Genomic DNA, 24,065 nt, shown 5'->3' on the forward strand with positions numbered 1-24,065 from the left:
GATTTCCCGAGACCGTGCAGGTCAGTGGCCGAGTTTGGGCGGGAATGCCGCGCTCCGGGCGCGCGTGGCGGCGAATCCTGCCATTGGCCGCCGCAGACGTCCAACCGGCCCGCCGCGCACGGCCGCTGCGGGGCGTGGCGGGACTTGCCCCTCAACTCGCCTCCGATGTTCACTCCTTCGAGTGGCGGGTCAGGTGATGCGCATCCAGTGCCCAGAGGCGCTGGGAGGGTCGGGAAGCGATGGGGGCGTCTCACGGGCCCAGCGCGGTCGACAGTCCGGGCAGGACGCAGGTGCCTGCCACGAGCAGGGCGTAGACGCCTGTTGACGGAGCGTCACCCGGACCCACGGGTACACGAGTCAGGAATGCGAGCACCGGTGCAGAAGACGCGGCCTCGTCGCACAGGCAAGCAGACGGCCCCCGCGGGGGACGCCGACCAGAAGCCCACCGTCGGCAAGGGCCGTCCCACCCATGTGCGCAACCGGCTCATCGTGGCCGTCGCGGTGGTGGCCGCCGCGATCGCGGGCGCCGGAACACCGTCCGTGCTGGCGGCCTCCGGGCAACTGAACGACTCCCAGAGCCTGGTGACCCTCGCCGAGCGGACCCAGGACGCCCTGACGCTCGCGCACTCCCTCGCCGACGAACGGGACGAGGTCACGTCCTACATCGCGGCCGGCCGCCCCAAGTCCAAGGCACCCGCCGAACAGGACAGCGCCCGCGTCGACCGCCAGGTCGAGGAGCTGCGTGCCGACACCGGCACCCCCGAAGCCATGCGCGACGACCTCGACGCCATCGCGGCCGTGCGCAGGGCGGCGCTCACCGGCAAGAGCGGCGCGCTCGAGGCGCACCAGGCGTACTCCACCGCCATCACCCAGCTGCACCGGCTCGCCGAGCAGCTCGCGGAGCGGACCCCGCCCCGTGCGGGCTCCGGAGCCCACGCGCTCGCCGAACTGGACTCCGCCGTCCAGCAGGCAGCCGCCACCCGCGGGCTGCTGCTCGCCGCACTCAACGTGCCGAGCACCACCCAGACCGTCATCGACCCGATCACCGGTCTGCCCACCACGTCCACCGCCTCCTCGGACGCCGACACCGAGCGGCGCGACGAGCTGACCGCCGCGGCCCTCCAGGCCCGCCTGCGCTCCGACGCCGCCCTCGCCGACTTCCGCGACACGGCGCCCAAGGCGGCCCGCGCGTCCTACGACTCCACGGTGACCGGACCCGAGGTCGACTCCGCCGAGAAGTACCTCGCGAGCCTCACCGACCAGCCGTCCCTCTCCGACGACGAACTCGCCACCGACACCAAGAAGCTGGAGGCCGCGCTCACCGCCCGCGTCGAGACGATGCGCGGAGTGGAGTCCGCCCTCTTCGAGAAGCGCACCAAGGACCTCGCCCAGCTGCGCGACGACGACGTCACCGCGCTGGAGATCCACGTCGCCGTCCTCGGCGCTCTCATGCTGCTCGCGGTCGGCGTCGCCACCGCCATGGCCCGCACCCTCACCCGCCCGCTGTCCGTGCTGCGCCGCGGTTCGGCCCGCCTCGCCGGGGCCGAGGACCCGAGCGTCGAAGAGCCGGTCACCTTCACCGGACGCAACGACGAGTTCGCCCAGGTCGTCCGCTCCGTCAACGCCCTGCACGCGCACGCCGCGCAGCTCGCCACGCGGATCGCCACCCTCGAGGCCGACCGCAAGCACCTCGTCGCGCAGCGGCAGCGGATGGCCGACGCCCGCGAGGAGCTGCGCACCGAGCTCACCGAGTCCGCCGCCCGTCTGGAGCAGCTGCGCACCAGCATCGGCGGCACCTTCGTCAACCTGGCGCTGCGCACCCTCGGCCTGGTCGAACGGCAGCTCGGCGTAATCGAGGGCCTGGAGGAGCGCGAGGACGACCCGGACCGCCTGGCCACCCTGTTCAAGCTCGACCACTTCGCCACGGTGATGCGCCGGCACAGCGAGAACCTCCTCGTCCTCGCCGGCGCCGAACACGTCCAGCACGCGGCGGGCCCGGTGCCGCTCGTCGACGTCGTACGGGCCGCGGTCAGCGAGATCGAGCGGTACGAGCGGGTCAGGATCGGCTCGCTGCCGCCGCACGCGCACATCGCCGGGTTCGCCGCCGACGACCTCAGCCATCTGCTGGCCGAACTCCTGGAGAACGCCACCTCGTTCTGCCCGCCCGACCTGCCCGTCGAGATCTCCGGCTGGCTGATGGAGAGCGGCGAGGTCATGCTCTCCGTGCAGGACGAGGGCATCGGCATGGACGGGGAGCGGCTGGAGCGGCTCAACGCCCGTCTGTCCGAATCCGACCCGGAGGCGCACTACAAGCACGAGGGCGAGGACGGCCTCGGACTCGGCCTGTACGTCGTGGCCCGGCTCGCCCAGCGGCACGGGGTGCGGGTGCGGCTGCGGGAGCAGAAGCAGGGCGGTGTCGCCGCGGTCGTGGTCCTTCCCACGACCCTGCTGGCCGCCAAGCCCGCCCCGCCCACCGCCGTACCCGCCTCCGGTTCCGGCGCCGCCGGTGCGGAGCGCGTCTCCCTGCCGGGCGCGGACGCCGAGGCCAACGCCAACGTCCTGCACGGCCGTACGGAGAGCGACGACCCGCTGGTCGCTCTGGCGGAACAGGCGGTACAGCAGCAGCACCCCGCCGCGGAGGCGCCGGCCGCGGAGACTCCCACCGAGCAGGAGCCCGCGGACGACGCGCCGAAGGAGCCTGCGGAGACCGTCCCTGCCGAGGCCGCCGCCGAGCCCCTCGCCGGAGCCGGTGACAGCGACGGCGACGGTGGCCCCGAGGCTGTGGACGGGACGCATCAGCGGCCCGCCGAGACCACCATGGAACTGCTGATCCCGTCGCCCTCGCCCGCGCCCGACGCGACCGCGACGGCGGACGCGAAGGCCCCGGGCGCCCAGCCGGACACCGGGCCCGGGTCTCCGGCCGCACCGCCGACCCGGTCGGTGCCCGCCCCCGCCCCCGACGCCGAGCACACGCGCGTGCCCGACGGCCCGGCGGTGGAGGAGGAGCCGGTCACTGCCAAGGGCCTGCCCAAACGCACACCGAAGATCGCCGCGCGCGCCGAGGCCCCCAGGCAGCGCACCGGCTCGGTGGACGCCGACGCCCTGCGGCGCCGCCTCGGCGGCTTCCGCCGGGGGGCGGAGGCCGGACGCCGGGACGTCGAAGTGGAGATCGCCGAGGAGACGGGACCGCACCGCCCGCCGTCCACCGCGGCCGCACCATCCGAAGAAGCCACGGGGGGCACCGTCGAGGAGGCAAGCAGTTGACCACGCCCAGTACCTTCGGACTGAGCAGTGAGGCCCGCAACCTGCACTGGCTGCTGACCAACCTCGTCGAGGAGGTGCCCGGCATCCTCTCGGTCGCCGTGGTCTCCTCCGACGGGCTGCTGCTGCTCTCCTCCGACCCCGATCTCGTGCCCGCCCGGGCGAACCGGGGCGAGGCCGCCGCCGGGGCACTCGAGGCGCGGACCGGGAAGCGCGCCGGCCCGCGAGGCTCCGCCGCCGATCTGGCCACCGTCGTCTCCGGCATTGGCAGCCTGACCGTCGGCGCCGCCAAGCTGATGGACTACGGCCAGGTCAAGCACACCATGGTGGCGATGGACGAGGGCAGTCTGTTCGTGATGTCGATCAGCGACGGCTCGCTGCTCGGGGTGCACGGCTCCGCGGAGTGCGACATGAGCGTGGTGGCGTACCACATGGCCCTGTTCGTTGGTCGGGCCGGCCATGTCCTGACCCCCGAACTCCGCAGCGAACTGCGCAAGTCCATGGAGAACAAGACCCTGGAGAACGAGTCCACCGGGAGCCCCTGTTGAGCGGTAAAACCAGGAAGAACCTCCCGATCCGCGGCGGGGACCGCAAACCCGCCCGGGTCCGCCCCTACTCGCTCACAGGCGGCCGTACCCGCTTCGGCCATGTGCTCCTCGTCGAGACGTTCGTGGCGGCCACCGCCGAACTGGAGGCCGCCGAGCAGCGCAAGGAGCTGACGAAGGGCTCGCTGAAGTCGACGATCATGCCGGAGATGCAGGCCATCGTCGAACTGTGCCGCCGGATGCGCACGGTGGCCGAGATCGCCGCGCTGCTGAGGATGCCGCTCGGCGTGGTCCGGGTGCTCCTGAGCGACCTCGCGGACCAGGGAAAGATCCGTGTCTACGGAACGGGAACCGGCCACGGCACGGGCCGCCCGGACCGCGTGCTGCTGGAAAGGGTGCTGAGTGGACTCCGCCGTCTCTGACGCAGTTCAAGGCGTCTCCCCGCTCGTCGAGGACGACGAGCAGTTGCTGCCCTGGCAGACGGACCGTACCCGCGCCCCGATCGCCACGAAGATAGTGGTGGCCGGCGGCTTCGGAGTCGGCAAGACCACGCTGGTCAGCACCGTCTCGGAGATCAAGCCTCTGGAGACCGAGGCGCTGATGACCGAGGCGAGCGCCGAGACCGACGACCTCACCGCCACGCCGGACAAGCTGACCACCACCGTGGCCATGGACTTCGGCCGCATCACGCTCGACGACGACCTGGTGCTCTACGTCTTCGGCACGCCGGGGCAGCAGCGGTTCTGGTTCATGTGGGACGACCTGGTGCGCGGTGCGATCGGCGCGGTCGTCATGGCCGACACCCGCCGGCTCAAGGACTGCTTCCCGGCGCTCGACTACTTCGAGAGCTGCGGACTGCCGTACATCGTCGCGGTCAACCACTTCGACGAGACCGAGCTGTTCGAGCCGGACGACGTGCGGGAGGCGCTCACCATCCCGGCCCGCATACCTGTCATGATCATGGACGCCCGGAGCCGGATCTCGGTCGTCGAGACCCTCCTGTCCCTGGTGGGTCACGCGCTCGAGGAAACCCCGGAGTAGCCCGGAAGCCCCGCTCGGCTGCCGGAAGCCCCCGTCCCCTAGGAGAACTCCCCGCATGCGGAAAATACTCGTCGTCGGAGCCGGCCAGTCCGGTCTCCAGCTCGCCCTCGGTCTTCAGTCGCACGGGTACGAGGTCACCCTGATGTCCAACCGGACCGCGGACGAGATCCGCACCGGACGGGTGATGTCGACGCAGTGCATGTTCCACACGGCCCTGCAGCACGAGCGCGATCTCCAGCTGAACTTCTGGGAGTCCCAGGCCCCGAAGATCCAGGGGCTCGGTGTCTCGGTCGCGGCCCCCGGCTCGCACGACCCGGGCCCGACGCAGCGCGCGATCAACTGGCTGGGCCTGCTCGACGGGTTCGCGCAGTCGGTCGACCAGCGGGTGAAGATGGCGGGCTGGATGGACACGTTCGCGCAGCGCGGCGGCCAGCTGGTCATCCACGGCGCGGCCGTCGGCGACCTGGACTACTTCTCCCGTACGTACGACCTCGTGCTCGTCGCCGCGGGCAAGGGCGAACTCGTGCGGATGTTCGGCCGCGACGCCTCGCGCTCCCCGTACGCCGAGCCGCAGCGGGCACTCGCGGTGGCCTACGTCCACGGGCTGGAGCCGCGTCCGGAGCACCCGGACACCGAGGCGGTCCGCTGCAACATCGTCCCCGGCGTCGGCGAGATGTTCATCATGCCGACCCTCACCACCTCGGGCCGCGCCGACATCCTGTTCTGGGAGGGCATACCCGGCGGCCCGCTGGACGCCTTCAAGGACGTCAAGGACCCGGCGGAGCACCTCTCCCTGACCCTGGAACTCATGGAGAGGTTCCTCCCCTGGGAGCACGCGCGGACCGGCAAGGTCGAACTGACCGACGCCGGCGGCACCCTCGCCGGCCGCTACGCCCCGACCGTCCGCAACCCCGTCGGCCGGCTGCCCGGCGGCGGCCTGGTCCTCGGCGTCGCGGACGTGGTCGTGGCCAACGACCCGATCACCGGCCAGGGCTCCAACTCGGCCTCCAAGTGCGCCGCCTCCTACCTCGCCTCGATCGTCGAGCACGGTGAGCAGCCGTTCGACGAGGCGTGGATGCGGCAGACCTTCGACCGCTACTGGGACACGGCCCAGCACGTCACCAAGTGGACCAACGCCATGCTGGCCCCGCCGCCCGCGCACGTCCTCGAGGTGCTCGGCGCCGCGGGCAGCCTCCAGCCCGTCGCCGACCGGTTCGTCAACTGCTTCGACGACCCGGCCGACCTCGAGAACTTCTTCTACGACCCGGAGAAGGCCGGGGCCTACCTGGCGGAGGTCTCGGCGGCGGCGGGCGGCGCGTAGGCGCGCGCGTAGCCCTGGTCGGGTCCCTCCGTCGCCCCCTCGGGGAGCTCCGGCGGCACATAGCGCCGCAGGGGCTCCCCGCCCGGGTCGGGGCGTACGGCGCCCAGGACCGGGTTGGCCGCGATCGGGGAGACCTTGACCCGCGCGCCGGGCCGGGGTGCCTGCACCACCATGCCGTCACCCAGGTAGAGGGCGACATGCGTGGCCTCGGGGAAGTACACGACGAGGTCACCCGGCCGTAGTTCGTCCAGCGCGACCCGCTCCAGCCGCGCCCACTGCTCCTGACTGGTCCGGGGGACGGGTGTTCCGGCGGCACCCCACGCCCCGGACGTCAGCCCCGAACAGTCGTACGCCCCGGGGCCTTCCGCACCCCACTCGTACGGCTTCCCGATCTGCTCGACTGCGTACCGCACGGCCTGTTCGCCGGCCGCAGAGGGGGTGCGCCCGCCGCCGGGAGCACCGGGTGCGCCCAGGGCGCCGGAGGCCAGGAACTCCGCCTGGTCCCGGGCCACTTCGGCCCGTTCCCGCTCGGCGAGGGCGGCCAGCTCCTCGGGGCTGAGCGAGGCGAGCAGCTTCTCGACCTCGCCGAGCCGCTCACGCACCGCGTCCCGCTCCTTCCCGCGCCGTTCGGTGAGGGCGAGCCGGTCGTCGAGCGCCCTGCGGGCCCGCCGGGCGAGCTCGTCGGCCCGCTTCTCACTGCCGGTCAGCCGGCCCACCGCGTCCGCCCGGTTGCGCGCCAGCCGCCCGATCACATGCCCCTGGTCGAGAGCGTGCTGCGGATCGCGTGCCAGCAGCAGCCGTACGTACGGGGAGATCCCGGTGCTGTTCTGGTACTGGTGCCGGGCCAGCCGCCCGGCCGTGCCCCGGCTGTGGCGCAGGGAGAGCCGGGCGCGGGCGAGGGCGCTCTCCAGCCGCCGGGTCTCGGCGCGCTGCCTCGTCAGCCGTTCCCTGGTGGCCTCGTAGGCCGCGGTGGCCTTCCCCACCGCGTGGTACAGCCGCTGAAGGTCCGTCAGCAACTCGGCGACGGACCGCTTGCGGGGTTCGGCCGCGGTGCCCGCAGGCGGTTCGAGGGCTCCGTCGTCGCCCCTGGGAAGCCGCACTGCGGTGCTCCCCGGTGGCTTCGGAACGGCCGTCGCGGGCACCGGTGCGAGAACGGTCCCGGCCGCGACCGCCGCCGTACACACCAGACACAGAAGCATTCCTGACATGCCATCACCTCCGACGCGGGCGGATCCTCCGCTCCGCATCGCGAGCATCCGGCGGCCTGGCCGGGCCCGCTCGCCGGGTGTGCGCGGTTCGGCGCAACGGCGTCACCCGTCGGCGTCGTCCGGCTTGCCACCCGGCGTGGCGTCTGGATCGACGGCGGGCTTTCGGGTGCGCCCCGGCCACGGCCACCTCGGCCGGCCGGTCGCCGCCCCGCTCGGGTCGTACAGGTACTTCCACCCCCGCGTCAGCCCGATCCGCCCGCCCTGCTCCCGGGGCACCCGCCGGTAGATCAGCACGGTGGCCGAGCCGCCGTCCGGGGCCGGGACGGGAATGCGGTACGTCTTGGGCGGGTGCCCGGTGATGCCCAGCAGCACGGGCAGGACGCGCCCGTCCATGGGCCCGCCCTCGAAGGGGGTGTCCTGACTCTTCACGCCTCCAGTGTCGGCCATGCCCCACGCGGGCCGTCCGCCGTCGGCGGCGGCAGTGCGTCAGCCGTCCGCCAACAGGGCCCGGACGAGTGCCTCGGTCTGCGCGTCGCGCCGCGCGGTCACCTCCAGGGCGGCCAGGAACTGCTCCACCAGCCAGTCCCGCAGCTCGTCGACCGGCGGGAGCCTGTCCTCGTCGAGCCAGATCAGCGAGGCCGCCTCCACGGCGGTGATCCACATCCGGATGGTCATCCGCAGCCGGGGCCCCGGCTCGGTGACCCCGAGATGGCTGAGGATGTGCTCGGCGGCGGACCGGCGCACACCGTCGACGACGGCGGTCGTACGGGAGGTCTCCACGACGCTTCCGCCCTGCAGCAGCGCGCTGAACCCGGGGCCGTGCCCGTCGACGAAGGCGAGATAGCGGTCGAGGGCCCTGGACAGCCGGGGCAGCAGCGGCCCCTCGCGCGGCTCGTCGAAGCAGTGCCGCAGCTCGTCGGCGGCGGACCTGAGCGCCGCCTCGTACAGTTGCTGCTTGCCGCCCGGGAAGTACCGGTACACCAGGGGGCGCGACACCCCGGCCGCCTCCGCCACGTCGTCCAGCGACACCTCGTCGGGCGCGCGGTGGGCGAAGAGGGACAGCGCGGCGTCGAGCAGCTGACTGCGCCGCTCCTCGACGCCGAGGCGCCGGTAGGCGGGGGTGGGGGCCTGCGGGGTCATGCCCCGCAGCGTAACCAACGGCTTCCGGTGGCCGCCTATGCCAACAGCCCGGACGACTTCCACAGCCGCCGTCCGACCCCGCGCAGCACGCCGATGTCGTCCAGGAAGTCCGTCAGCCGCTTCGACCCCTGCCGCATCACGTCCCGCCGGTGCCCGCTCGCCCTGACCTGGGCGACGGCCTCGCGCTTGTCCAGCCCGACGTTCGGGTACACCTCGGGGTTCACGAACGCCACCGAGAAGACGCGGGCGAACTCGCCGGAGGTGATCCGGGTGAACTCCTGCGACCACTTCGGCGCGGTCACCATCTGGCGCCGCAGCTCCTCACGGGCGTAGCGGACGTGCCGGGCCTCCTCGACGACGTGGATGCGCGTGACGCCCCGGATCAGCGGCTGGACGCGCTCGTCCGGGAAGGTCAGCCGCTGCATCCAGTCCAGGACCTCCTCGCCGAGCAGGGTCGCCGTGAAGGAGCCGGGCGTGGTGGAGATCGTCTTGAACAGCCGTCCGAGCTGCTGATGGGACCGGCTCACCGGGTACCACGGGGTGCCGCCACGCGTGATCACCCGGGCGAACATCCTGGAGTGCCGGCACTCGTCCTCGATCTCGGTGAGCGCGTACCGCACATGCGCGCTCGTGGCGGCCTTGTCGTAGACGTGCCGCACCAGCAGCTGCATCAGGATCAGCTCGAACCAGATGCCGAGCGAGGCGAGCGCCGCGGCCTCGTGCCGGGAGAGCGCGATGCGCTGCTCCTCGCTCATCCGCTTCCACAGCGGGGTGCCGTACAGGGACACCAGCTCCGGCGGCCAGAACCACTTGCCCTCCTCGAACGGAGCGTCCCAGTCCAGCTCCTCGTCCGGGTCGAAGGAGTGCTTGGCGGAGGCGTCGAGCAGCCGCTGGGCCACCTGTTCCCGGTCCTTGAGCAGGCCGAGCGCGTCGCGCAGCCCATCGAGCGCGTCGGCTTCCGTCAGGGTCCGGTTCTGGCTCGTCACGGCGGCTCCACCTCGAGGGCACATCGGGTTACCGGCGGTTCACCCCACTTATGAGACTGCTTGTCAGCAAGCCCGTCAATCCCCTGTGCTCGACTTGTCGGCGGAGGCTCCCCTTCTCGCGGGCGTCAATGGTGCGCCCTCCGGATCACCTCATGGAGCGGCGAATCGGCGTTCACCCTGGGTAGGCTGACCGTGCCGGTCAGACTCCAGCGCATGGGAGCAATCATGAGCGCCGCACGCGACTCCGAACTGGACGACGACTATCAGTGGCCCCGTCCGCCCGAGGACGGCTGGACAGCGGACGACCTCGACAAGCTTCCCAACCTGCCTCCGCACACGGAGCTGATCGACGGGAGCCTTGTCTTCGTGAGTCCGCAGACCAATTTCCACTCACGTGTCATTCGCCTGCTGGATAACGCCTTGCTGGCTCAGGTGCCGGACGAGCTTGACGTCATCCGTGAGATGACCATCAAGCTCAACCAGCGCAATCGGCCGGAGCCCGATGTTTTGGTGTTCCGGGCAGACGCCGACACCGGCCCGAGTCAGACCTGGTATCGGCCGGAGGACGTGGTGATCGCTATCGAGGTCGTCTCCAAGGACTCGGTGGAGCGGGACCGCGAGGCCAAGCCCCGCAAATACGCGGCCGCGGGTATCGCGCACTTCTGGCGCGTCGAGGAGAACGACGGGCTCCCCGTGGTCTACGTCTACGAGCTGGACGCCGCGACCAAGGTGTACGTGCCCATGGGCATCTTCCACAACCGCCTCAAGCTCACCGTCCCCTTCCCCATCGACATCGACCTCACCGCCGTCAGGCCGAGCCGTCCGGGAACGACGTTCGGAGCGTGAACGCGTAGGGCGTCGGGCCGTGGGCGCGCAGGTGCAGCAGGCGCGCCTCCGCCTCCGCCACCGTGGGGCGGTGGCCCTTCGGGACCCACCACAGGGCCGTCATCGCCTCCCGCACCCGCTCGAACCACTCTGTGCGCCGCCCCAGCATCTCCCGGTGCCGTCCCTGGTACATGTACGCGGTCAGGGCGTCGGTGTCCCGCCACACCGACATGTTGACGATCAGCCACGCGTCGCCGAAGACCGACACGTCGGTGGCGTTCCCTTCCTCGCTCTGCAGGCGCCAGACGAAGCCGTCGGCGGCCTCGGCGTCCGCGTTCACCAGATCGAGGTGGTCGACGAAGTCCTTCAACTGCGGCGAGTCCAACGGGGCTTTGAGACGGGCGATGTTCACCTGGGCGAGTTCATGGGTGGTGCCGGCTTCGGTCATGCACCGGAAGGTAAGCCGGGAACGGGACGCTTCGGTAGCCCCTGTCTCACCAAGCGGGCTTCCCTGCCTATGAGTTCAGCACCGCTTCCATCACCGCCCGTGCGATCGGCGCCGCTGTTCCGCCGCCGCTGATCTCCCGGCGGTTCGCCGCCGCGTCCTCCACCACCACCGCCACCGCGACCTTCGCCTCCGCGTCCCCGTCGCCCTGCGCCCAGGACACGAACCAGGCGTACGGCGTACCGGAGTTGCCGATGCCGTGCTGGGCGGTGCCGGTCTTGCCGCCGACCACGGCACCCCGGATGGCGGCGTTCGCGCCGGTGCCCCCCTCCACCACCCCCCGCATCAGCTCCTGCATCCGCAGCGCCGTCGACGGGTACATGGCACGCCGCGTCGGACGCGAGCCGGCCGTCGACACCGTGCCGCCGCCCGCCCGGGTCGTCCGCTCCACCAGATAGGGCTCCCGCACCTGCCCGTTGTTGACGACGGCCGCCGCGACCATCGCCATCTGCAGCGGGGTGGCCCGCGTGTTGTACTGCCCGATCGACGACAGCGCGAGCTGAGCCCGGTCCATCGTGGTGTCGAAGGTGCTGCGCGCCACCGCGAACGGCACCCGCAGCCCGCCGTCGTTGAAGCCGAAGCCCTCGGCCGTGGTCGTCAGGTCCGCCAGGCCCGTGGCCACGCCCAGCTTGGCGAACACGGTGTTGCAGGACCAGGTGAACGCCTCCCGCACCGAGGCGTCCGCACAGCCCCGGGACTCGTTCGTCAGCCGTGTCGTCGTCCCCGGCAGGATGTACGGGTCGGGGGAGTCGGTCGGTGCGTCGAGGTCGGTGACCGCGCCCGCGTCCAGCGCCGCCGCCGCGGTGACCACCTTGAACGTCGACCCCGGCGGATACGTCTGCCGCACCGCCCGGTTCAGCATCGGCTTGTCCGGATCGGCGTTCAGCCGCTCCCAGGCGCCGCGCGCCGCCGCCCCGTTCCCGGACAGCAGCTCCGGGTCGTACGACGGGACGGACACCAGCGCCAGGATCCGTCCGGTCGACGGCTCCACCGCCGCCACCGCGCCCTTGCGCGAGCGCAGCCCCTCGTACGCGGCCCGCTGCGCGGCCGGGTCGATCGTCGTGACGACGTTTCCGCCCGCGTTGCGCGAGCGCGTGAAGTCGTTCCACAAAGGCAGCGGCTGGAGCACCGGGGCGGTGCCGGACAACAGTCCGTCCTCCGCCTCCTCCAGCAGGGTGGTTCCGTACTCCTGCGAGGCGTACCCGGTCACCGGCGCGTACAACGGCCCGGCACCATAGGTCCGTTCGTAGCGCAGATGCTCCCCGGTGTCCCGCGAACCGGTGACCGGTCGGCCGTCGACCAGGATGTCCCCGCGCGGCTGGCCGTAGCGGGCGATGGCGTCACGGCGGTTGGCCGGGTTGTCGTCGTAGGCGTCGGCCCGCAGCACCTGCACGCGCGTGGCGTTCAGCAGCAGGGCGAGCAGCAGCAGTGCGCAGAAGACGGCGGCGTGCCGGATGTACCGCGTCACGACCCGGCACCTCCGCCCCCCGGACGGCACCCCTTCCCCTGGCGCCGTGCCGAATCGCTCAGCCGGGCCAGCAGCGCCACGATCGCCCAGTTGGTGACCACCGACGAACCGCCCTGCGCCAGGAACGGCATCGCCATCCCGGTCAGCGGGATCAGCCCGGTCACCCCGCCCGCGATGACGAACACCTGGAGTGCCACGATCGCGGCGAGCCCCACGGCGAGCAGTCGGCCGAACGGGTCGCGCAGCACCAGCCCCGTGCGGTAGCCGCGCTCCACCAGCAGCCCGTACAGCAGGAAGATCGCGCAGAGACCGGCCAGCCCCAGTTCCTCGCCCGCCGTGGCCAGGATGAAGTCGGACTTGACCGCGAAGCCGATGAGCACGGAGTTCCCGAGCCCCAGCCCGGTACCGAGCAGCCCGCCCTCCGCGAAGGCGAACAGGGACTGCGCGAGCTGGTTCGGGCCCTCGCCCGCCTCGATCGAGGCGAACGGATGCAGCCAGGTCTCGATCCTGCTGTGCACATGCGGCTCCAGCCGGCCCACGGCCACCGCGCCCAGCGAGGCCAGCAGCAGGCCGACGGCGAGCCAGCCGGTGCGGCCGGTGGCGACGTACAGCAGGACGACGAACAGGCCGAAGAACAGCAGAGACGTGCCGAGATCCCGCTCCAGTACCAGCACGCCCACGCTCACCAACCACACCGCGACGATCGGTCCGAGCACCCGGCCGGTGGGCAGCTGGAGCCCCCAGACCCTGCGGCCGGCGTAGGTGAGCGCGGCCCGGTTCTGAGCCAGGTACGCGGCGAAGAACACCGCGAGCAGTACCTTCGCGAACTCGCCCGGCTGGATGGAGAATCCGGCGACCCGGATCCAGATACGGGCCCCGTTCACCGCCGGGAAGAGGATCGGCACCGTGAGCAGGACGAGCGCGGAGGCGGCACAGGCGCGGGTGAAGCGCTGGAGCATCCGGTGGTCGCGCAGCAGCAGGACGACCGTGATGAACAGCGCCACCCCCAGCGTCGACCACACCAGTTGGGTCGGGGCGGCCCGGTCGCCGGGTGTCTCCAGGTCGAGCCGGTAGATCAGCACCAGACCGAGCCCGTTGAGCAGGACGGCGATGGGCAGCAGCAGCGGGTCGGCCCAGGGGGCCCGGAAGCGCATCGCGAGATGCGCGACCAGGGCGAGCACGCCGAGCCCGGCGCCGTAACCGGCGGCGCCGGGCGGGACGGAGCCGTTCCTGGCGAGTCCGACGGCACAGTAGCCGAACACCGACAGCAGGACGGCCAGGACGATGAGGGCGAGTTCGATGCCACGGCGCCGGGGGAGGGGAGCAGCGGACGTGGGCGGATCAACCGTCGTCAGGGAGATTCCGGCCTTGCTCATGTGCGGAACTTACCCATATGTGGCGTCTTAGGTGGTTTGCGTGTCAGCGCCAGCGTGGCGCGGGTCCGATGTTGTCGATATGGCGGGCGGGGCCCCAGGCCCAGGTGCCGTCGGTGAGGAGGTACCGGAGCGAATCGCCCTGCACGGAGTCCCCGCCGACCTTGCAGTGGATCGAGACGACTTCGCCCTTGCGGGCGTAGCGGATGACGCGGGAGCCGCGGTGCGGCGAGCTGCGCAGGGCCGGCGAGTGGGCTGTGACGACGCCCTTGAACTTGCCCCGGTCGCCGTGGTTGCCGCCGGATGGTCGGCGTTCGTGGCCATGCTGGAGTACAAGGCAGCCCGGTACGGGCGCACCTTCGTCCGGATCGGCCGCTTTGAGCCCACCTTGCAGGTGTGGCTCCGTATGCGGCGTCCAGGACGGCCCCAAGCCTCTGCACGTCCGTGTGTGGACCTGTGGAGCCTGTGGGGCGGTCCTGGGCTGGGATGTGAACGCGGCGGTCAACGTCGCCAAGGCGGCCGGACTGGCCGTGTCAGCCCGTGGAGCGCAGGTGAGACCGGGACTCGTCCCGGCACCGCGCGGCGAAGCGGGAACCCACCCGACACCGCGGCCTTCAACGGCGCGGTAGGCGGGAATCGCCCCCGTTCACCGGGCGAGGATGTCAATCGGTGAGTTCCTCCAGCAGCCGGGCCGTCGTCAGCCCCGCTCGCAGGTAGTCGGCGAACAGCTCGTTGTGCAGGGCCCAGCCCGAACGGCGGGCCCGGATCAGTTGGATGGCCGCATCGGCGGAGCTGCCCCGGCGCATCAGCGCGTGTGCGACGACCAGGCCGGAGCGGTTGTACCCGTGGTAGCAACGCACGAGGACCTTGCGGCCGTCGTCCAGCGCCTCGCACGCCGCCTCGGCGAGCCGCATGACCCCCAGGAGCTGCGTTCCGTCGAGCGGCCCGTCCGGGATGGGCCAGACATGGTGCTCGACCCCGGGACCGGGCCCGTGCCCCGGCAGCCGCAGCAGCGTCTGCACAAGATCGAACTCCTGTCGGACCACTGCGAGCTCCAGCTGCCCCGACCGGCCCCTGAACTCGTGCCCGCCCATCCACAGGCCGGGCGCGATCTCGTTCCACGGACTGTCCGGTGCCGGTACATCGGATGGGTTCCTGCGGGTGTGCAACGGTGCCTCCCCAACATCACCGACATCACCGACATCGCCGCCTGAGTCCTCTCAAAGGTATCCGTGTTCTTGCCCCGGGGGCACCCGCCTGTTCCCATGGAACATGGGGTGATGGTGCATGAACGGTCTGCGCGTCATACCGGCCTGGCGGCACGGCCAGGAGCGGCTGTACGTCTGTCTCCCGGACGGCAGGAACCTCGCCTGGTACGACCGTGAGTCGGCCAGGGTCAACGTGCTCGGCGAGGAGCACGAGACGGATGTGCTCGAAGCGCTCGGCCCCTTCCTCACCGGCCCGGTCTCGGTCGGCCCGCCCCCCGTCCCCACCCCCGCCGAGCTGGCCAGACTCTCCCTGCACCCCGACGACGATCTCGCGCCGAACCGCCCGGGCGAGGCCCTGCTGATCGCCCTCGACCGCGACCCCGGCCCGGCCCACCGCTTCCGCGCCGACCCGCGCCGGCAGGCGCTCACGGCGGAGCGGGCGGTGGGCGAGGCCCTGGACCGCATGGACGGCCTGGGCGTACGCACCCTGCACTCGGTGCCGCTCCCCGGCGGTGACCGCGTCCACCACCTGCTCATCGGCCCCGGCGGGCTGTACGCCGTCCACGCCCTGTACGCCCACAAGCAGCGGGTGACGGTCGCCGACCCCGAGGTGGCCCTCGGCCGCCGCGAGCCGCGCCCCCTGCTGCGCCGCCTCCGCGCCGACGCCGACCGGGTCTCGTACGCCCTGACCGCGGAGGCCCGTCCGGTGCTGGTCCTGGTCGGCGCGTCCCACGTGACGGTGGCGACTCCGCCGCGCGAGGTGCGCGTCCTGACGGACGGCGACGTGGAGGGCCTGGGCCGTCTGGGGGGAGTGCTGAAACCGGCCGACGTGGAGGCCCTGCACGCGATGGCACGGGACCGGAACACGTGGGCCCGGCTGTGAACGGGGCGGGCGGAACCGGCCGAGCGGGCTGACCTGCCGGGCCTGTCCCGGGCCTGTCGCGGTGCGGGCTCACCCGTACGGCGGTCGATGGATCCTCGGACCCGTGTTCGGCGTCTTCTCTCAGGGCTGTGCTTCCATGTGCGTGATCTGCGGTACCTGCGCACGTGTGACAGGGACGGCCGGGTCGCAAGGGACATTCACGGACACCGGCGGAGGGCATGACCGAGGACGAGTTCGACGCTTTCTACGCGGCCGCGTTCCCCCGTCTGACCGGGCAGCTCTTCGCCTTCACCGGGGATCTGGGCGAGGCCCAGGACGTGGTCCAGGAGGCGTTCGTACGGGCCTGGGACCGGCGTCACAAGCTCCGGGCCGACGGGGCGCCCGAGGCGTGGGTCCGTACGGTCGCCATGCGGCTGGCGGTCAGCCGCTGGAGACGGGCGAGGCGTTGGCTGGAGCTGGTGCGCCATTCCGCACCGCCGGAGTCGACCCCCGGCCCCGGCCCCGAACGCACCGCGCTGGTGGCCGCGTTGCGCCGACTGCCGGAAACCCAGCGCATGGCCGTCGTCCTCCACCATCTGTGCGACCTCACGGTCGAGCAGGTAGCCTCCGAGACCGGCGCGCCCGTGGGGACGGTCAAGACCCGGCTGTCCCGGGGGCGGGCGGCACTGGCCAGGGAGCTGGCGGTGGACGAGGCCGCTGACCCGGCCTGGAGGGAGGGCGGCCGTGTCGGATGAACTCACCACCGCGTTGCGCGAGTTGGCGGCGGACCACGAAGCCCCGCCGCCCGTGCCGGCCGCCGAGGTGCGCATCCGGGCGCGGCGCCGCGCCCGGCGCCGCCGGACCGCGGTCGCGTTCGGCACGGTGACCACGGCGGTCTGTGTGCTGACGACGATCGGACTCACCGTGCACGCCGAGGAGCCCGGCCCGAACCGTCACGTCCCGGCCGCCTCGGCCGGCGCCCAGGAATCCGGTACCCCGACGACCTCCGGCACGTCGGCGCCCGCCGGGGCGCCCACCCGCTCGGCCTCCGCCACGGACGGCTTCCTCGACCTGGGCCGCCGCACGCTCACGATCGGCGGCCACGTCATGCGTGTCGACTCGCACGCCGTCGCCGCGCTGCCTGCCGGCCACCGGCTGACCGTGCGCGCCAAGCACGAGGCCATGACGCTGCCGGGCGACCCGAGGGCCGAGAACCGCCGTGGCGCCGAGGTCCCGTACGTGGTGGAGCTGAGTACCGGCAACCGGATGCCGGTCTACGCGGGCGCCCTGGCCGGCGGCGCCAAGCACCTGGGCGCCCTCGGCGCGAAGACCGGCTGGCTGGGCCTGAGCGTCAAGGACGCACGGTGGTTCTACGCCCGCGTCCGGCAGGGCGAACTCATCGAGATCACGTCCACGCCCGTCCCGGAACCGGGTGCACCGGCCCCGCCGACCCGGTCGGCGGCCCACGCCGGCTGAACGGCCGCCGTCCGGCCGGCCCGCCCGGTCAGCCCGCCAGGTGCCGGAGTCCGGAGCGGGCCGACTCCCCGCGCCTGTCCCTGTCCGTGTTCCTGTCCGTGTTCCTGTCTCTGTTCTTGCTCTTTTCCCTATCCCTTGACCGCTCCCGACGTCAGCCCCCGGATGAACGAGCGCTGCAGCGCCAGGAAGGCGAGCACCGACGGCAGCATCGCGGGGGCCGGCATCGGGCCGGACACCGGTCGCGTCACGACGCGCTCAACGCCCCCGCCGACACCCCGCTCCTGGACGCCGCCCGCGTCCGGGACACGGACAGGGTCCTCGACATCGGCTGCGGCAACGCACACCTGACCCGGCCGGCCGCCGCACCGCGGACCGTGCCGTCGGCGTCGACCTGTCCGCGCCCATGCTGGAGCGGACCCGCGCGAGCGCCGCCGCGGAACACCCCGGCCACGTCTCCCACATCCAGGCAGACGTCCAGGTGCACCGGTTCGAGGAAGCCGCCTTCGACGTCGCCCTGAGCCGCTTCGGGGGCATGTCCTTCGCCGATCCGGTCACCGCGTTCGCGCACATCGGACGCGCCCTGCGGCCGGGCGGACGGCTCGCCTCCGTCTGCCCGCGGTCCTTCGAGCGGACGGACCAGTCGGTGATCTTCGCGGCCGTCGCCGAGCACGTGCCCCTGCCCGGTCCGTCCGAGGAGACGGAGACCGGCCCCGCCTCCTTCGCGGACCCCGCACGCACCACACACGTCCTGTGCGACGCCGGCTTCGACACGGCCGTCGCCGAGCCGGCCGAAGTTCCGCAGAGGTGGGGCGCGGACGCGGAGGACGCCGCCCGCTTCCTCTTCGGCCGGGGCCTGTGCGCCACTGGCTGCGCGACGCGGCTCCGAAGCCGTCGACCGGGCCCGGCGGACCGCCGCCGACGCCTTCCGCGCGTACGGGACGGACGAGGACGTACGCCTCACCGCCCGCCGCTGGCCGGCGACCGCCACCCGGCCGGCGACGGACGGCTGAGCGGACCCGGACCCGGGCCCGGATCCGAGGCGGACGGCTGTCCCGGGCCCCTCAGCCGGCCGCGGCCCGCAGCTGCTCGTCGCACCACCGGCGGGCGGCCTCGGCGACCTGTTCCAGCGCGCCGGGCTCCTCGAACAGGTGGGTGGCACCCGGCACGATCCGCAGGGTGTGCGGACCGCTCAGCCTGCGGGCCGCTTCCTGGTTGAGCCGTATCACCTGGTCGTCCCGCCCGCCGACGATCAGCAGGACCGGCATCCGTACGGCTTCCAGGGCGTCGCCCGCCAGGTCCGGCCGTCCGCCGCGCGACACCACGGTCAGCACCCGGGCAGGCCGCTCGGCGGCGGCGACCAGGGCCGCGCCCGCACCGGTACTGGCGCCGAACAGGGCGACGGGAAGGCCCCGGGTCTCGGACCGGACCTCGAGCCAGTCGATCGCGGCCACCAGACGGCGGGCCAGCAGGGCGATGTCGAAGCGATGCTCGCCGGTCACCGTGTCACGCCGCTCCTCTTCCTCGGTGAGCAGGTCGATCAGCAGGGTGCCGAGCTCCGCGGTACGCAGTTCGGCGGCGACCGCACGGTTGCGCGGGCTGTGCCGGGAGCTGCCACTGCCGTGCGCGAACAGCACGACCGCCCGCGCGGACGTCGGCACGTCGAGGTCGCCCGTCAGCTCGATGTCGTCGGCGGGCACCGTGCACACTCGGGAGAACATCCGCCTCACCCTTTTCCTCGCTGCCCCGCTACCTTGAGGCCCCGGCTTCCCGCTCGCGCCGCAGCCGACGGATCACGACCCCCAGATCGGCCGCCGCCGACAGGGCGAGCACACCGCATATGACCGTGATCACGACCAGCTCGCCGCGGCCGGGGCTGTCGCCGGGCCCGGATTCCGCCGCCCAGAGGCCGAAGAGCACGGCTGCCGCGGTGAAGAGCGGCAGGAAGGCACCCGCCAGCAGCAGCCGCAGCCGGAGCGGACTGCGGGCGGTGATCGGTTCGGTACCCGTTCGCGGCCAACGCCGGCCGATCGACCCGGAGCGCGCCCTCGGCGCCTCCCGTGTCGTCGCGTCGGGCTCTTCGTCGCGCACGCTGCACCTCCGTCAACGGTTGGGGGCGGCCCTGCTGACACCCGCCAGGGCCGAGTGCGGGTCGTCGGTGGTGGCGAGGTCGCCGAGACTGACGATGCCGACCGGGCAGCCCCCGTGCTCCACCACCGGCAGGCGACGCACGGCGTACTGCCGCATCAGGTCGATCGCGTGATCGGTGGTGTCGTCCGGCGCCAGGGTCACCACCGGCGGGCGGGTGCACACCGAGCCGACGGACGTGACGGCGGGGTCGAGGCCCTCGGCGAGGGTCCGGATCACGATGTCCCGGTCGGTGAGCATGCCGAACAGATCACAGTCGTACGTCACCAGGACGTCGCCGATGTCCTGCTCACGCATCAGCCGGGCGGCTCGCGCCACCGTGGTCATGGGCTCGACGGCGGCCGTGCCGGGCGACATCACGTCACGTATCCGCGTGGTCATGGGAACCTCCGGGTCCTGCGTCGGCGGTGTGTCGCACCGCCCGCGTAGCCCGCACCGCCGACGGTAAACCGTTCGGGAGGGACGCGGTGCCGACGCAGGAACTCACCCCGTCCGTCATGAGCGCCGGTTCGAGCGTCGGCGCACGGTGAAGAGACAGGCGAGCATGCCGAGGCCCCAGGCGATCAGGAGGGCGCCCCACAGCGGCATGGTCACCATCGGAATGAGGAGCCGGATCTCGACACTCGCGCGGTTCTCGAAGATGAAGATCAGAGCGATCGCGGTGATCAGGACGAACGGCGTGAGGCGGCGGACGCCGGGGCGGGAAAAGAACGGTGTGTGCGCCTTGCGGCTTGTGCTGGTCCGGGTCATGGCGTCTCTCCATCACGTCGCCCCTGCATCCAGGGTCCTCTTCCAGCAGGTGGCGCGCCACCGAACGATCCGCGAAGCCGTGCGACCCCGTCGGGACGTCGGCGTCAGACCGGGATGACGGTGATGCGAGAGCCGCACGGGGCGAGGGGATCCCCGGGGTCCGAGGTGGGAAGCGTCGTCAGGCCCGGGGCAGCGAGGGCGTCGCCCTCGCGGGTGTGGCCTTCTCCCGGACCGGCAGCTCGTCCCGGAAGGCCCTGCCGGGCGACCAGCTCGAAGACGGCCGGGCGGCGTCGTACGACGTCCTGTGACGTCACCGGCACAGCCCCGCGACCCGGCAGGAACTCATCGAACGAGGAGGGGTACTCGAACGAGGTGGGTGATGCCTCCCAGGGAAAGCCGGGGGGACCGACTCACCGGTGAACCGCTGAACCGTCGAATGGGTGACCGGACGATGACTACGAAAGCCACGGGGAAGACCGGTGAAAAGACGGCCGGCGCGACGGACGAAGCCGTGGCGCGCGCACTGCTCGACCGGCAGCGGCGCACCTATGCGGCGCAGGCGGGCATCCGGCTGCGCAACACCCCGGCGCCGCTGTACCAGACGCTCGTGCTCGCGATCCTCCTCAGCGCTCCCATCAGGTCCGGCACCGCGGTGGCGGCGGCCAGGGCGCTGTTCGACGCCGGCATGCGCACCCCGCGGGCGATGGCGGACGCCTCCTGGCAGCAGCGCGTCGACGCACTCGGCGAGGGCGGCTACCGACGCTACGACGAGCGGACCTCCACGATGCTGGGCAAGGGAGCCGAACTGCTGCTGGAGCGCCACGGCGGCGATCTGCGCCGACTGCGTGAGGAACCCGACCCGAAGAAGGCCCTGATGGACATACCCGGGATCGGGCCCACCGGGGTCGACATCTTCCTGCGTGATGTGCAGGGCGTGTGGCCGGAGTACGCGCCGTACATCGACCGCAAGGCACTGGACGGCGCCCGGCGGCTCGGACTGCCGGCCTCGCCCGACAGGCTGAGCAGCCTCGTTTCCGCCCGTGAGGTGCCCCGGCTGGCGGACGGCCTGGTCCACGCGGCCCTCGACAAGCCGTTGGCGGACGAGGTGCTCGCCGCCGCCGGGGCGGCCTGACAGAACCCTCCGCAGGGAACGGGGCACGGCAACCGGGTGACACACCGCCACGGGGCGAACGCCGCCTGATGCGGCACCGGCCGGTGCCGGTGACTTCCGGTCAACTTCGTTGTAACGAGGGCCGGTCAGTGCGTACGGGTGATGTCGACGCCGAAGATTCCCGTCAACCCATTACCAAGCGTTTAGTGAGCAGATACCTTTCTCCTTGCCGGTGGCAGGGGCAGAGCGATCCAGCCATCCCTGCCTGCCCGGAGTACCGCCGCACATCGTTCGGCCTGTCTTCGGTTTTACGCCCGTTCCTCATGGACCGCCGGAAGGAAGCGCTTTGAACGCTCGGAACCGCCGCACCACGGTAGTCGCCGTATCCGTCGCAGGGCTCATAACGCCGCTGCTGCTGATCGGTTCGGGCACCGCCTCCGCCCACAGCGACCCTGCCAAGGAGGCTGCCAAGCTCGCGAAGAAGCTCGTCAAGAAGAGCGACGCCAAGGATGCCCACGAGCATCTGAGACAGTTCCAGCGGATCGCCGACAAGAACGGGAACACCCGGGTGGCCGGGTCGGAGGGACACCGGAAGTCGGCCGAGTACGTCGAAGGCCTGCTGCGGAAGGCCGGGTACTCGGTGACCCGGAACGAGTTCGACTTCCCGTTCACCGAGACGCTGGCGCAGAGCCTGCGGGTGGTGTCGCCGCAGCAGCAGGACGTCCCGGTGACCGCCATGACGTACTCCGCCAGCAGCCCGGTCGGCGGCATCACCGCCCCGGTCGCGGTGGTGCCGGTCGACGACACCACCGGCTGCGAGCCGGGGGACTACGCCTCCGGGACGTTCACCGGCAAGGTCGCGCTGATCAAGCGCGGCGGCTGCACCTTCGCGGAGAAGCAGGAGGCCGCCGCCGGCGCGGGCGCGGTCGGCGCGATCATCTACAACAACACCGAGGGCGCGCTCAGCGGCACCCTGGGAGACCCCGCCGTCGCCAAGATCCCGACAGGCGGCGTCACGCAGGCGGACGGCGAGGCGCTCGCGGCCAAGGCCGCCGCCGGCGCGGTGTCCGTCAACCTGGAGATCCGCACCTTCTCGGAGACCCGGCGCACCTACAACGTGATCGCCGAGACCAAGGGCGGCGCCGCCGACAACGTGGTGATGTTCGGCGCCCACCTGGACTCGGTGGCGGACGGCCCGGGCATCAACGACAACGGCTCCGGCTCCGCCGGCATCCTCGAGGTGGCCCTGAACCTCGCCCACGAGAAGACCAAGAACAAGGTGCGCTTCGGCTGGTGGTCGGCTGAGGAGTTCGGCCTGCTGGGCTCGGAGGCGTACGTCGACAGCCTCTCGGCGGCGGACCGTGCGAAGGTCAAGCTGTACCTGAACTTCGACATGATCGCCTCGCCGAACTACGCCCAGTTCGTCTACGACGGCGACGACTCCGACCAGGTCGGTGCCGGCCCCGGTCCGGAGGGCTCGGCGCAACTGGAGCGGCAGATCACCGACTACCTGGACAGCCGGCGCATCCCGCACGAGGGCACCGACTTCACCGGCCGGTCGGACTACGGGCCGTTCATCGAGGTGGGCATCCCCTCGGGCGGCACCTTCACCGGTGCCGAGGGCATCAAGACGGCCGAGCAGGCGAAGGCGTACGGCGGCAAGGTCGGTGTCGCGTACGACGCCTGCTACCACGCCGCCTGCGACAACCTGAAGAACATCGACATGAAGGCGTTCGACGTCAACATCGACGTCATCGCCAATGCGGCGGGCCAGTACGCCTGGGACACCAGCCTGCTGAGCAAGCCGGTGGCGCCGCGGAACACCAAGGGTTCGGCGGGCAGCGGCGGCGGCCTGCACGAGGGCCACGACCACGAGGTCACCGAGTAACTCCCGGCACACAGGGGAGGGCCGGCCGGTCCGGCCCTCCCCTTCGCCGCGGGTGATCCGCTCAGCACGGAACACGAGGGGCCCCACGAGGATCAACTCCCGGCTCTCACTGGAGAACCGGTCGACTGGCTCAATGAGGGCGACCTCGGCGCGGATCCCTTGATCCGCGCCGCGATGGCTCACCTCGACCTGGTGAAGATCCACCCGTGGGAGGACGGCGACGGCCGCATGTCCCGCGGCCCGCAAACCCTTGTCATCGCCCGTCGGCGCGTTCTTGCGCCTGAGTTCCCCTCCCTCGAGGAGCGGCTCGGCATGCCTGGAAACACCTGGGACCACCACAAGGTGCTCCGCGAAGTCGGCGGACCCGTCTGCTCGCCGCAGCGCGACACCGGTCCGTGGATCCGCTTCGACTCGCGCGCCCATCACGAGCAGGCACAGCGAGTGCAGCACCGTGTGCGGCGTTCCACCGACGTCTGGGTTCTGCTCGACCAGCACGCTGACGCCCTGGATGTCAGCGAACGGCAGGTCGCCGCCCTCCACGAAGTGGCCCTGGCCGGACGCGTGCGCCGCTCACGCCACGAGAGGAGCGAAGGGCTGAACTCCCAGCAGGCCACTCGTGACATGCAGGCCCTCGTCAAGGCGGGCATCCTCACCGCGGTCGGTCGGACCAAGGGCCGACACCATGTGGCCGGCGACCGCTTTCCCCAGGACGTCCGCGACGCCGCCCAACGCCGCCACCCGATCCGCGGTCCTTACGATTCCCGGTACGGGTCCGGGTCTGTGCGGCGATCGGTCATGGCCTTGCCCGAAGTGCCCCCGGCGTTCGTCAGCTCCTGCCGACGGTCCGGCACAGCTCCACCGGGAGCACCGGGAAGTTGCGAGGTGCGGGACGCCGAAGGAAAGCCCCGACCGAACCGGATCACCGCCGTGCACTGCGCGTCTTCGCCGTCGC

The 24,065-nt window shown here is 72.0% G+C and carries 25 protein-coding genes and 2 pseudogenes; 14 read left to right on the forward strand and 13 right to left on the reverse strand.

Annotated features, from left to right (window positions below; all coding sequences use genetic code 11):
* Positions 1-375: 375 nt before the first annotated feature.
* Genes AB0I73_RS17385 through AB0I73_RS17405 form a run of 5 tightly spaced genes read left to right on the forward strand, consistent with a single transcriptional unit; the run spans position 376 to position 6,168 of the window.
* The gene (locus AB0I73_RS17385) at positions 376-3,264 is read left to right on the forward strand and encodes a nitrate- and nitrite sensing domain-containing protein (RefSeq protein WP_363038189.1); all 2,889 of its coding nucleotides are present in this window, start codon (positions 376-378) and stop codon (positions 3,262-3,264) included.
* On the forward strand, positions 3,261-3,809 hold the full coding sequence (locus AB0I73_RS17390) for a roadblock/LC7 domain-containing protein (RefSeq protein ID WP_363038191.1): 549 nt from the start codon (positions 3,261-3,263) through the stop codon (positions 3,807-3,809). Before AB0I73_RS17385 ends, AB0I73_RS17390 begins: the two co-directional genes overlap by 4 nt.
* A complete protein-coding gene (locus AB0I73_RS17395) occupies positions 3,806-4,228 on the forward strand; it encodes a DUF742 domain-containing protein (protein ID WP_363038193.1) in 423 nt (140 codons plus the stop codon). The genes AB0I73_RS17390 and AB0I73_RS17395 overlap by 4 nt, the downstream gene beginning before the upstream one ends.
* Entirely contained in the window at positions 4,209-4,847 is a 639-nt protein-coding gene (locus tag AB0I73_RS17400) for an ATP/GTP-binding protein (protein ID WP_363038194.1), read from the forward strand. Before AB0I73_RS17395 ends, AB0I73_RS17400 begins: the two co-directional genes overlap by 20 nt.
* 55 nt (positions 4,848-4,902) lie before the next feature.
* Positions 4,903-6,168 carry a styrene monooxygenase/indole monooxygenase family protein gene (locus AB0I73_RS17405; RefSeq protein WP_363038196.1) on the forward strand — a complete coding sequence of 422 codons (1,266 nt, stop codon included), beginning with the start codon at positions 4,903-4,905 and terminating at the stop codon, positions 6,166-6,168.
* Here AB0I73_RS17405 and AB0I73_RS17410 read toward each other — a convergent pair.
* From AB0I73_RS17410 to AB0I73_RS17425, 4 genes are all read right to left on the reverse strand, one after another.
* Positions 6,129-7,376: a C40 family peptidase gene (locus AB0I73_RS17410; RefSeq protein ID WP_363038198.1), complete on the reverse strand. Its 1,248-nt coding sequence runs from the start codon at positions 7,374-7,376 to the stop codon at positions 6,129-6,131. The genes AB0I73_RS17405 and AB0I73_RS17410 overlap by 40 nt on opposite strands.
* Before the next feature lie 102 nt (positions 7,377-7,478).
* The gene (locus tag AB0I73_RS17415) at positions 7,479-7,805 is read right to left on the reverse strand and encodes a hypothetical protein (RefSeq protein WP_363038200.1); all 327 of its coding nucleotides are present in this window, start codon (positions 7,803-7,805) and stop codon (positions 7,479-7,481) included.
* A gap of 57 nt (positions 7,806-7,862) precedes the next feature.
* Positions 7,863-8,516, reverse strand: a complete 654-nt coding sequence (locus tag AB0I73_RS17420) for a helix-turn-helix domain-containing protein (RefSeq protein WP_363038202.1) — start codon at positions 8,514-8,516, stop codon at positions 7,863-7,865.
* Between the two features lie 35 nt (positions 8,517-8,551).
* Positions 8,552-9,502, reverse strand: coding sequence for a diiron oxygenase (locus AB0I73_RS17425; protein ID WP_363038204.1), 951 nt, complete (start codon positions 9,500-9,502; stop codon positions 8,552-8,554).
* A 225-nt stretch (positions 9,503-9,727) separates the two neighbouring features.
* Here AB0I73_RS17425 and AB0I73_RS17430 point away from each other — a divergent pair, with 225 nt between their 5' ends.
* Positions 9,728-10,348 (forward strand): Uma2 family endonuclease, encoded by a 621-nt coding sequence (locus AB0I73_RS17430; RefSeq protein WP_363038206.1) that lies wholly within the window; start codon positions 9,728-9,730, stop codon positions 10,346-10,348.
* On the opposite strand, the gene AB0I73_RS17435 is transcribed toward AB0I73_RS17430, so the two are convergent.
* The 4 genes from AB0I73_RS17435 to AB0I73_RS17450 form a co-directional block, all read right to left on the reverse strand.
* A complete protein-coding gene (locus AB0I73_RS17435; RefSeq protein ID WP_363038208.1) occupies positions 10,311-10,775 on the reverse strand; it encodes a DUF3291 domain-containing protein in 465 nt (154 codons plus the stop codon). The two genes, AB0I73_RS17430 and AB0I73_RS17435, sit on opposite strands and share 38 nt — an antisense overlap.
* A gap of 67 nt (positions 10,776-10,842) precedes the next feature.
* Positions 10,843-12,300: a penicillin-binding transpeptidase domain-containing protein gene (locus tag AB0I73_RS17440; RefSeq protein ID WP_363038210.1), complete on the reverse strand. Its 1,458-nt coding sequence runs from the start codon at positions 12,298-12,300 to the stop codon at positions 10,843-10,845.
* Entirely contained in the window at positions 12,297-13,676 is a 1,380-nt protein-coding gene (locus AB0I73_RS17445; RefSeq protein WP_363038212.1) for an FtsW/RodA/SpoVE family cell cycle protein, read from the reverse strand. The genes AB0I73_RS17440 and AB0I73_RS17445 overlap by 4 nt, the downstream gene beginning before the upstream one ends.
* 43 nt (positions 13,677-13,719) lie before the next feature.
* Positions 13,720-14,103, reverse strand: coding sequence for an SH3 domain-containing protein (locus tag AB0I73_RS17450; RefSeq protein ID WP_363038214.1), 384 nt, complete (start codon positions 14,101-14,103; stop codon positions 13,720-13,722).
* A gap of 16 nt (positions 14,104-14,119) precedes the next feature.
* Here AB0I73_RS17450 and AB0I73_RS17455 point away from each other — a divergent pair, with 16 nt between their 5' ends.
* The gene (locus AB0I73_RS17455; RefSeq protein ID WP_363038216.1) at positions 14,120-14,302 is read left to right on the forward strand and encodes a hypothetical protein; all 183 of its coding nucleotides are present in this window, start codon (positions 14,120-14,122) and stop codon (positions 14,300-14,302) included.
* A gap of 33 nt (positions 14,303-14,335) precedes the next feature.
* Here the strand turns inward: AB0I73_RS17455 and AB0I73_RS17460 are convergent, their stop codons facing one another.
* Positions 14,336-14,842: a dual specificity protein phosphatase family protein gene (locus tag AB0I73_RS17460; RefSeq protein ID WP_363038218.1), complete on the reverse strand. Its 507-nt coding sequence runs from the start codon at positions 14,840-14,842 to the stop codon at positions 14,336-14,338.
* A gap of 118 nt (positions 14,843-14,960) precedes the next feature.
* On the opposite strand from AB0I73_RS17460, the gene AB0I73_RS17465 reads away from it, so the two are divergent.
* The 4 genes and pseudogenes from AB0I73_RS17465 to AB0I73_RS17480 form a co-directional block, all read left to right on the forward strand.
* Positions 14,961-15,764 (forward strand): nuclease-related domain-containing protein, encoded by an 804-nt coding sequence (locus AB0I73_RS17465; protein WP_363038220.1) that lies wholly within the window; start codon positions 14,961-14,963, stop codon positions 15,762-15,764.
* Positions 15,765-15,982: 218 nt separating this feature from the next.
* Positions 15,983-16,498: a SigE family RNA polymerase sigma factor gene (locus AB0I73_RS17470; protein ID WP_363038222.1), complete on the forward strand. Its 516-nt coding sequence runs from the start codon at positions 15,983-15,985 to the stop codon at positions 16,496-16,498.
* Entirely contained in the window at positions 16,488-17,219 is a 732-nt protein-coding gene (locus AB0I73_RS17475; RefSeq protein ID WP_363038224.1) for a hypothetical protein, read from the forward strand. Before AB0I73_RS17470 ends, AB0I73_RS17475 begins: the two co-directional genes overlap by 11 nt.
* Before the next feature lie 403 nt (positions 17,220-17,622).
* A pseudogene (locus tag AB0I73_RS17480) lies at positions 17,623-17,769 on the forward strand (class I SAM-dependent methyltransferase); the annotation flags it as partial.
* 511 nt (positions 17,770-18,280) lie between these two features.
* Here the strand turns inward: AB0I73_RS17480 and AB0I73_RS17485 are convergent.
* The 4 genes from AB0I73_RS17485 to AB0I73_RS17500 all read right to left on the reverse strand — a co-directional run bounded on the left by AB0I73_RS17485 (position 18,281) and on the right by AB0I73_RS17500 (position 20,114).
* Complete coding sequence (locus tag AB0I73_RS17485; protein ID WP_363038226.1) at positions 18,281-18,937, reverse strand: alpha/beta family hydrolase; 657 nt, start codon at positions 18,935-18,937, stop codon at positions 18,281-18,283.
* A gap of 28 nt (positions 18,938-18,965) precedes the next feature.
* A complete protein-coding gene (locus AB0I73_RS17490; protein ID WP_363038228.1) occupies positions 18,966-19,307 on the reverse strand; it encodes a DUF6343 family protein in 342 nt (113 codons plus the stop codon).
* Positions 19,308-19,319: 12 nt separating this feature from the next.
* Complete coding sequence (locus tag AB0I73_RS17495) at positions 19,320-19,745, reverse strand: CBS domain-containing protein (protein WP_363038230.1); 426 nt, start codon at positions 19,743-19,745, stop codon at positions 19,320-19,322.
* Positions 19,746-19,859: 114 nt separating this feature from the next.
* On the reverse strand, positions 19,860-20,114 hold the full coding sequence (locus tag AB0I73_RS17500) for a hypothetical protein (protein ID WP_363038232.1): 255 nt from the start codon (positions 20,112-20,114) through the stop codon (positions 19,860-19,862).
* 451 nt (positions 20,115-20,565) lie between these two features.
* Here AB0I73_RS17500 and AB0I73_RS17505 point away from each other — a divergent pair, with 451 nt between their 5' ends.
* The 3 genes and pseudogenes from AB0I73_RS17505 to AB0I73_RS17515 all read left to right on the forward strand — a co-directional run.
* Positions 20,566-21,246, forward strand: a complete 681-nt coding sequence (locus tag AB0I73_RS17505; RefSeq protein WP_363038234.1) for an endonuclease — start codon at positions 20,566-20,568, stop codon at positions 21,244-21,246.
* A gap of 325 nt (positions 21,247-21,571) precedes the next feature.
* Positions 21,572-23,113: a M28 family metallopeptidase gene (locus tag AB0I73_RS17510; protein ID WP_363038236.1), complete on the forward strand. Its 1,542-nt coding sequence runs from the start codon at positions 21,572-21,574 to the stop codon at positions 23,111-23,113.
* Positions 23,114-23,242: 129 nt separating this feature from the next.
* Positions 23,243-24,065: pseudogene (locus tag AB0I73_RS17515) on the forward strand (Fic family protein); the annotation flags it as partial.

This window comes from Streptomyces sp. NPDC050388, from assembly GCF_040655635.1.
GTDB lineage: Bacteria > Actinomycetota > Actinomycetes > Streptomycetales > Streptomycetaceae > Streptomyces.

Bases quoted from the DNA above. Each gene is read 5' to 3' on its own strand.
- AB0I73_RS17405 (WP_363038196.1), top strand. From the start codon at position 4,903: ATGCGGAAAATACTCGTCGTCGGAGCCGGCCAGTCCGGTCTCCAGCTC.
- AB0I73_RS17410 (WP_363038198.1), bottom strand. From the start codon at position 7,376: ATGTCAGGAATGCTTCTGTGTCTGGTGTGTACGGCGGCGGTCGCGGCC.
- AB0I73_RS17420 (WP_363038202.1), bottom strand. From the start codon at position 8,516: ATGACCCCGCAGGCCCCCACCCCCGCCTACCGGCGCCTCGGCGTCGAG.
- AB0I73_RS17430 (WP_363038206.1), top strand. From the start codon at position 9,728: ATGAGCGCCGCACGCGACTCCGAACTGGACGACGACTATCAGTGGCCC.
- AB0I73_RS17435 (WP_363038208.1), bottom strand. From the start codon at position 10,775: ATGACCGAAGCCGGCACCACCCATGAACTCGCCCAGGTGAACATCGCC.
- AB0I73_RS17445 (WP_363038212.1), bottom strand. From the start codon at position 13,676: ATGAGCAAGGCCGGAATCTCCCTGACGACGGTTGATCCGCCCACGTCC.
- AB0I73_RS17465 (WP_363038220.1), top strand. From the start codon at position 14,961: ATGAACGGTCTGCGCGTCATACCGGCCTGGCGGCACGGCCAGGAGCGG.
- AB0I73_RS17470 (WP_363038222.1), top strand. From the start codon at position 15,983: ATGACCGAGGACGAGTTCGACGCTTTCTACGCGGCCGCGTTCCCCCGT.
- AB0I73_RS17485 (WP_363038226.1), bottom strand. From the start codon at position 18,937: ATGTTCTCCCGAGTGTGCACGGTGCCCGCCGACGACATCGAGCTGACG.
- AB0I73_RS17495 (WP_363038230.1), bottom strand. From the start codon at position 19,745: ATGACCACGCGGATACGTGACGTGATGTCGCCCGGCACGGCCGCCGTC.
- AB0I73_RS17500 (WP_363038232.1), bottom strand. From the start codon at position 20,114: ATGACCCGGACCAGCACAAGCCGCAAGGCGCACACACCGTTCTTTTCC.
- AB0I73_RS17505 (WP_363038234.1), top strand. From the start codon at position 20,566: ATGACTACGAAAGCCACGGGGAAGACCGGTGAAAAGACGGCCGGCGCG.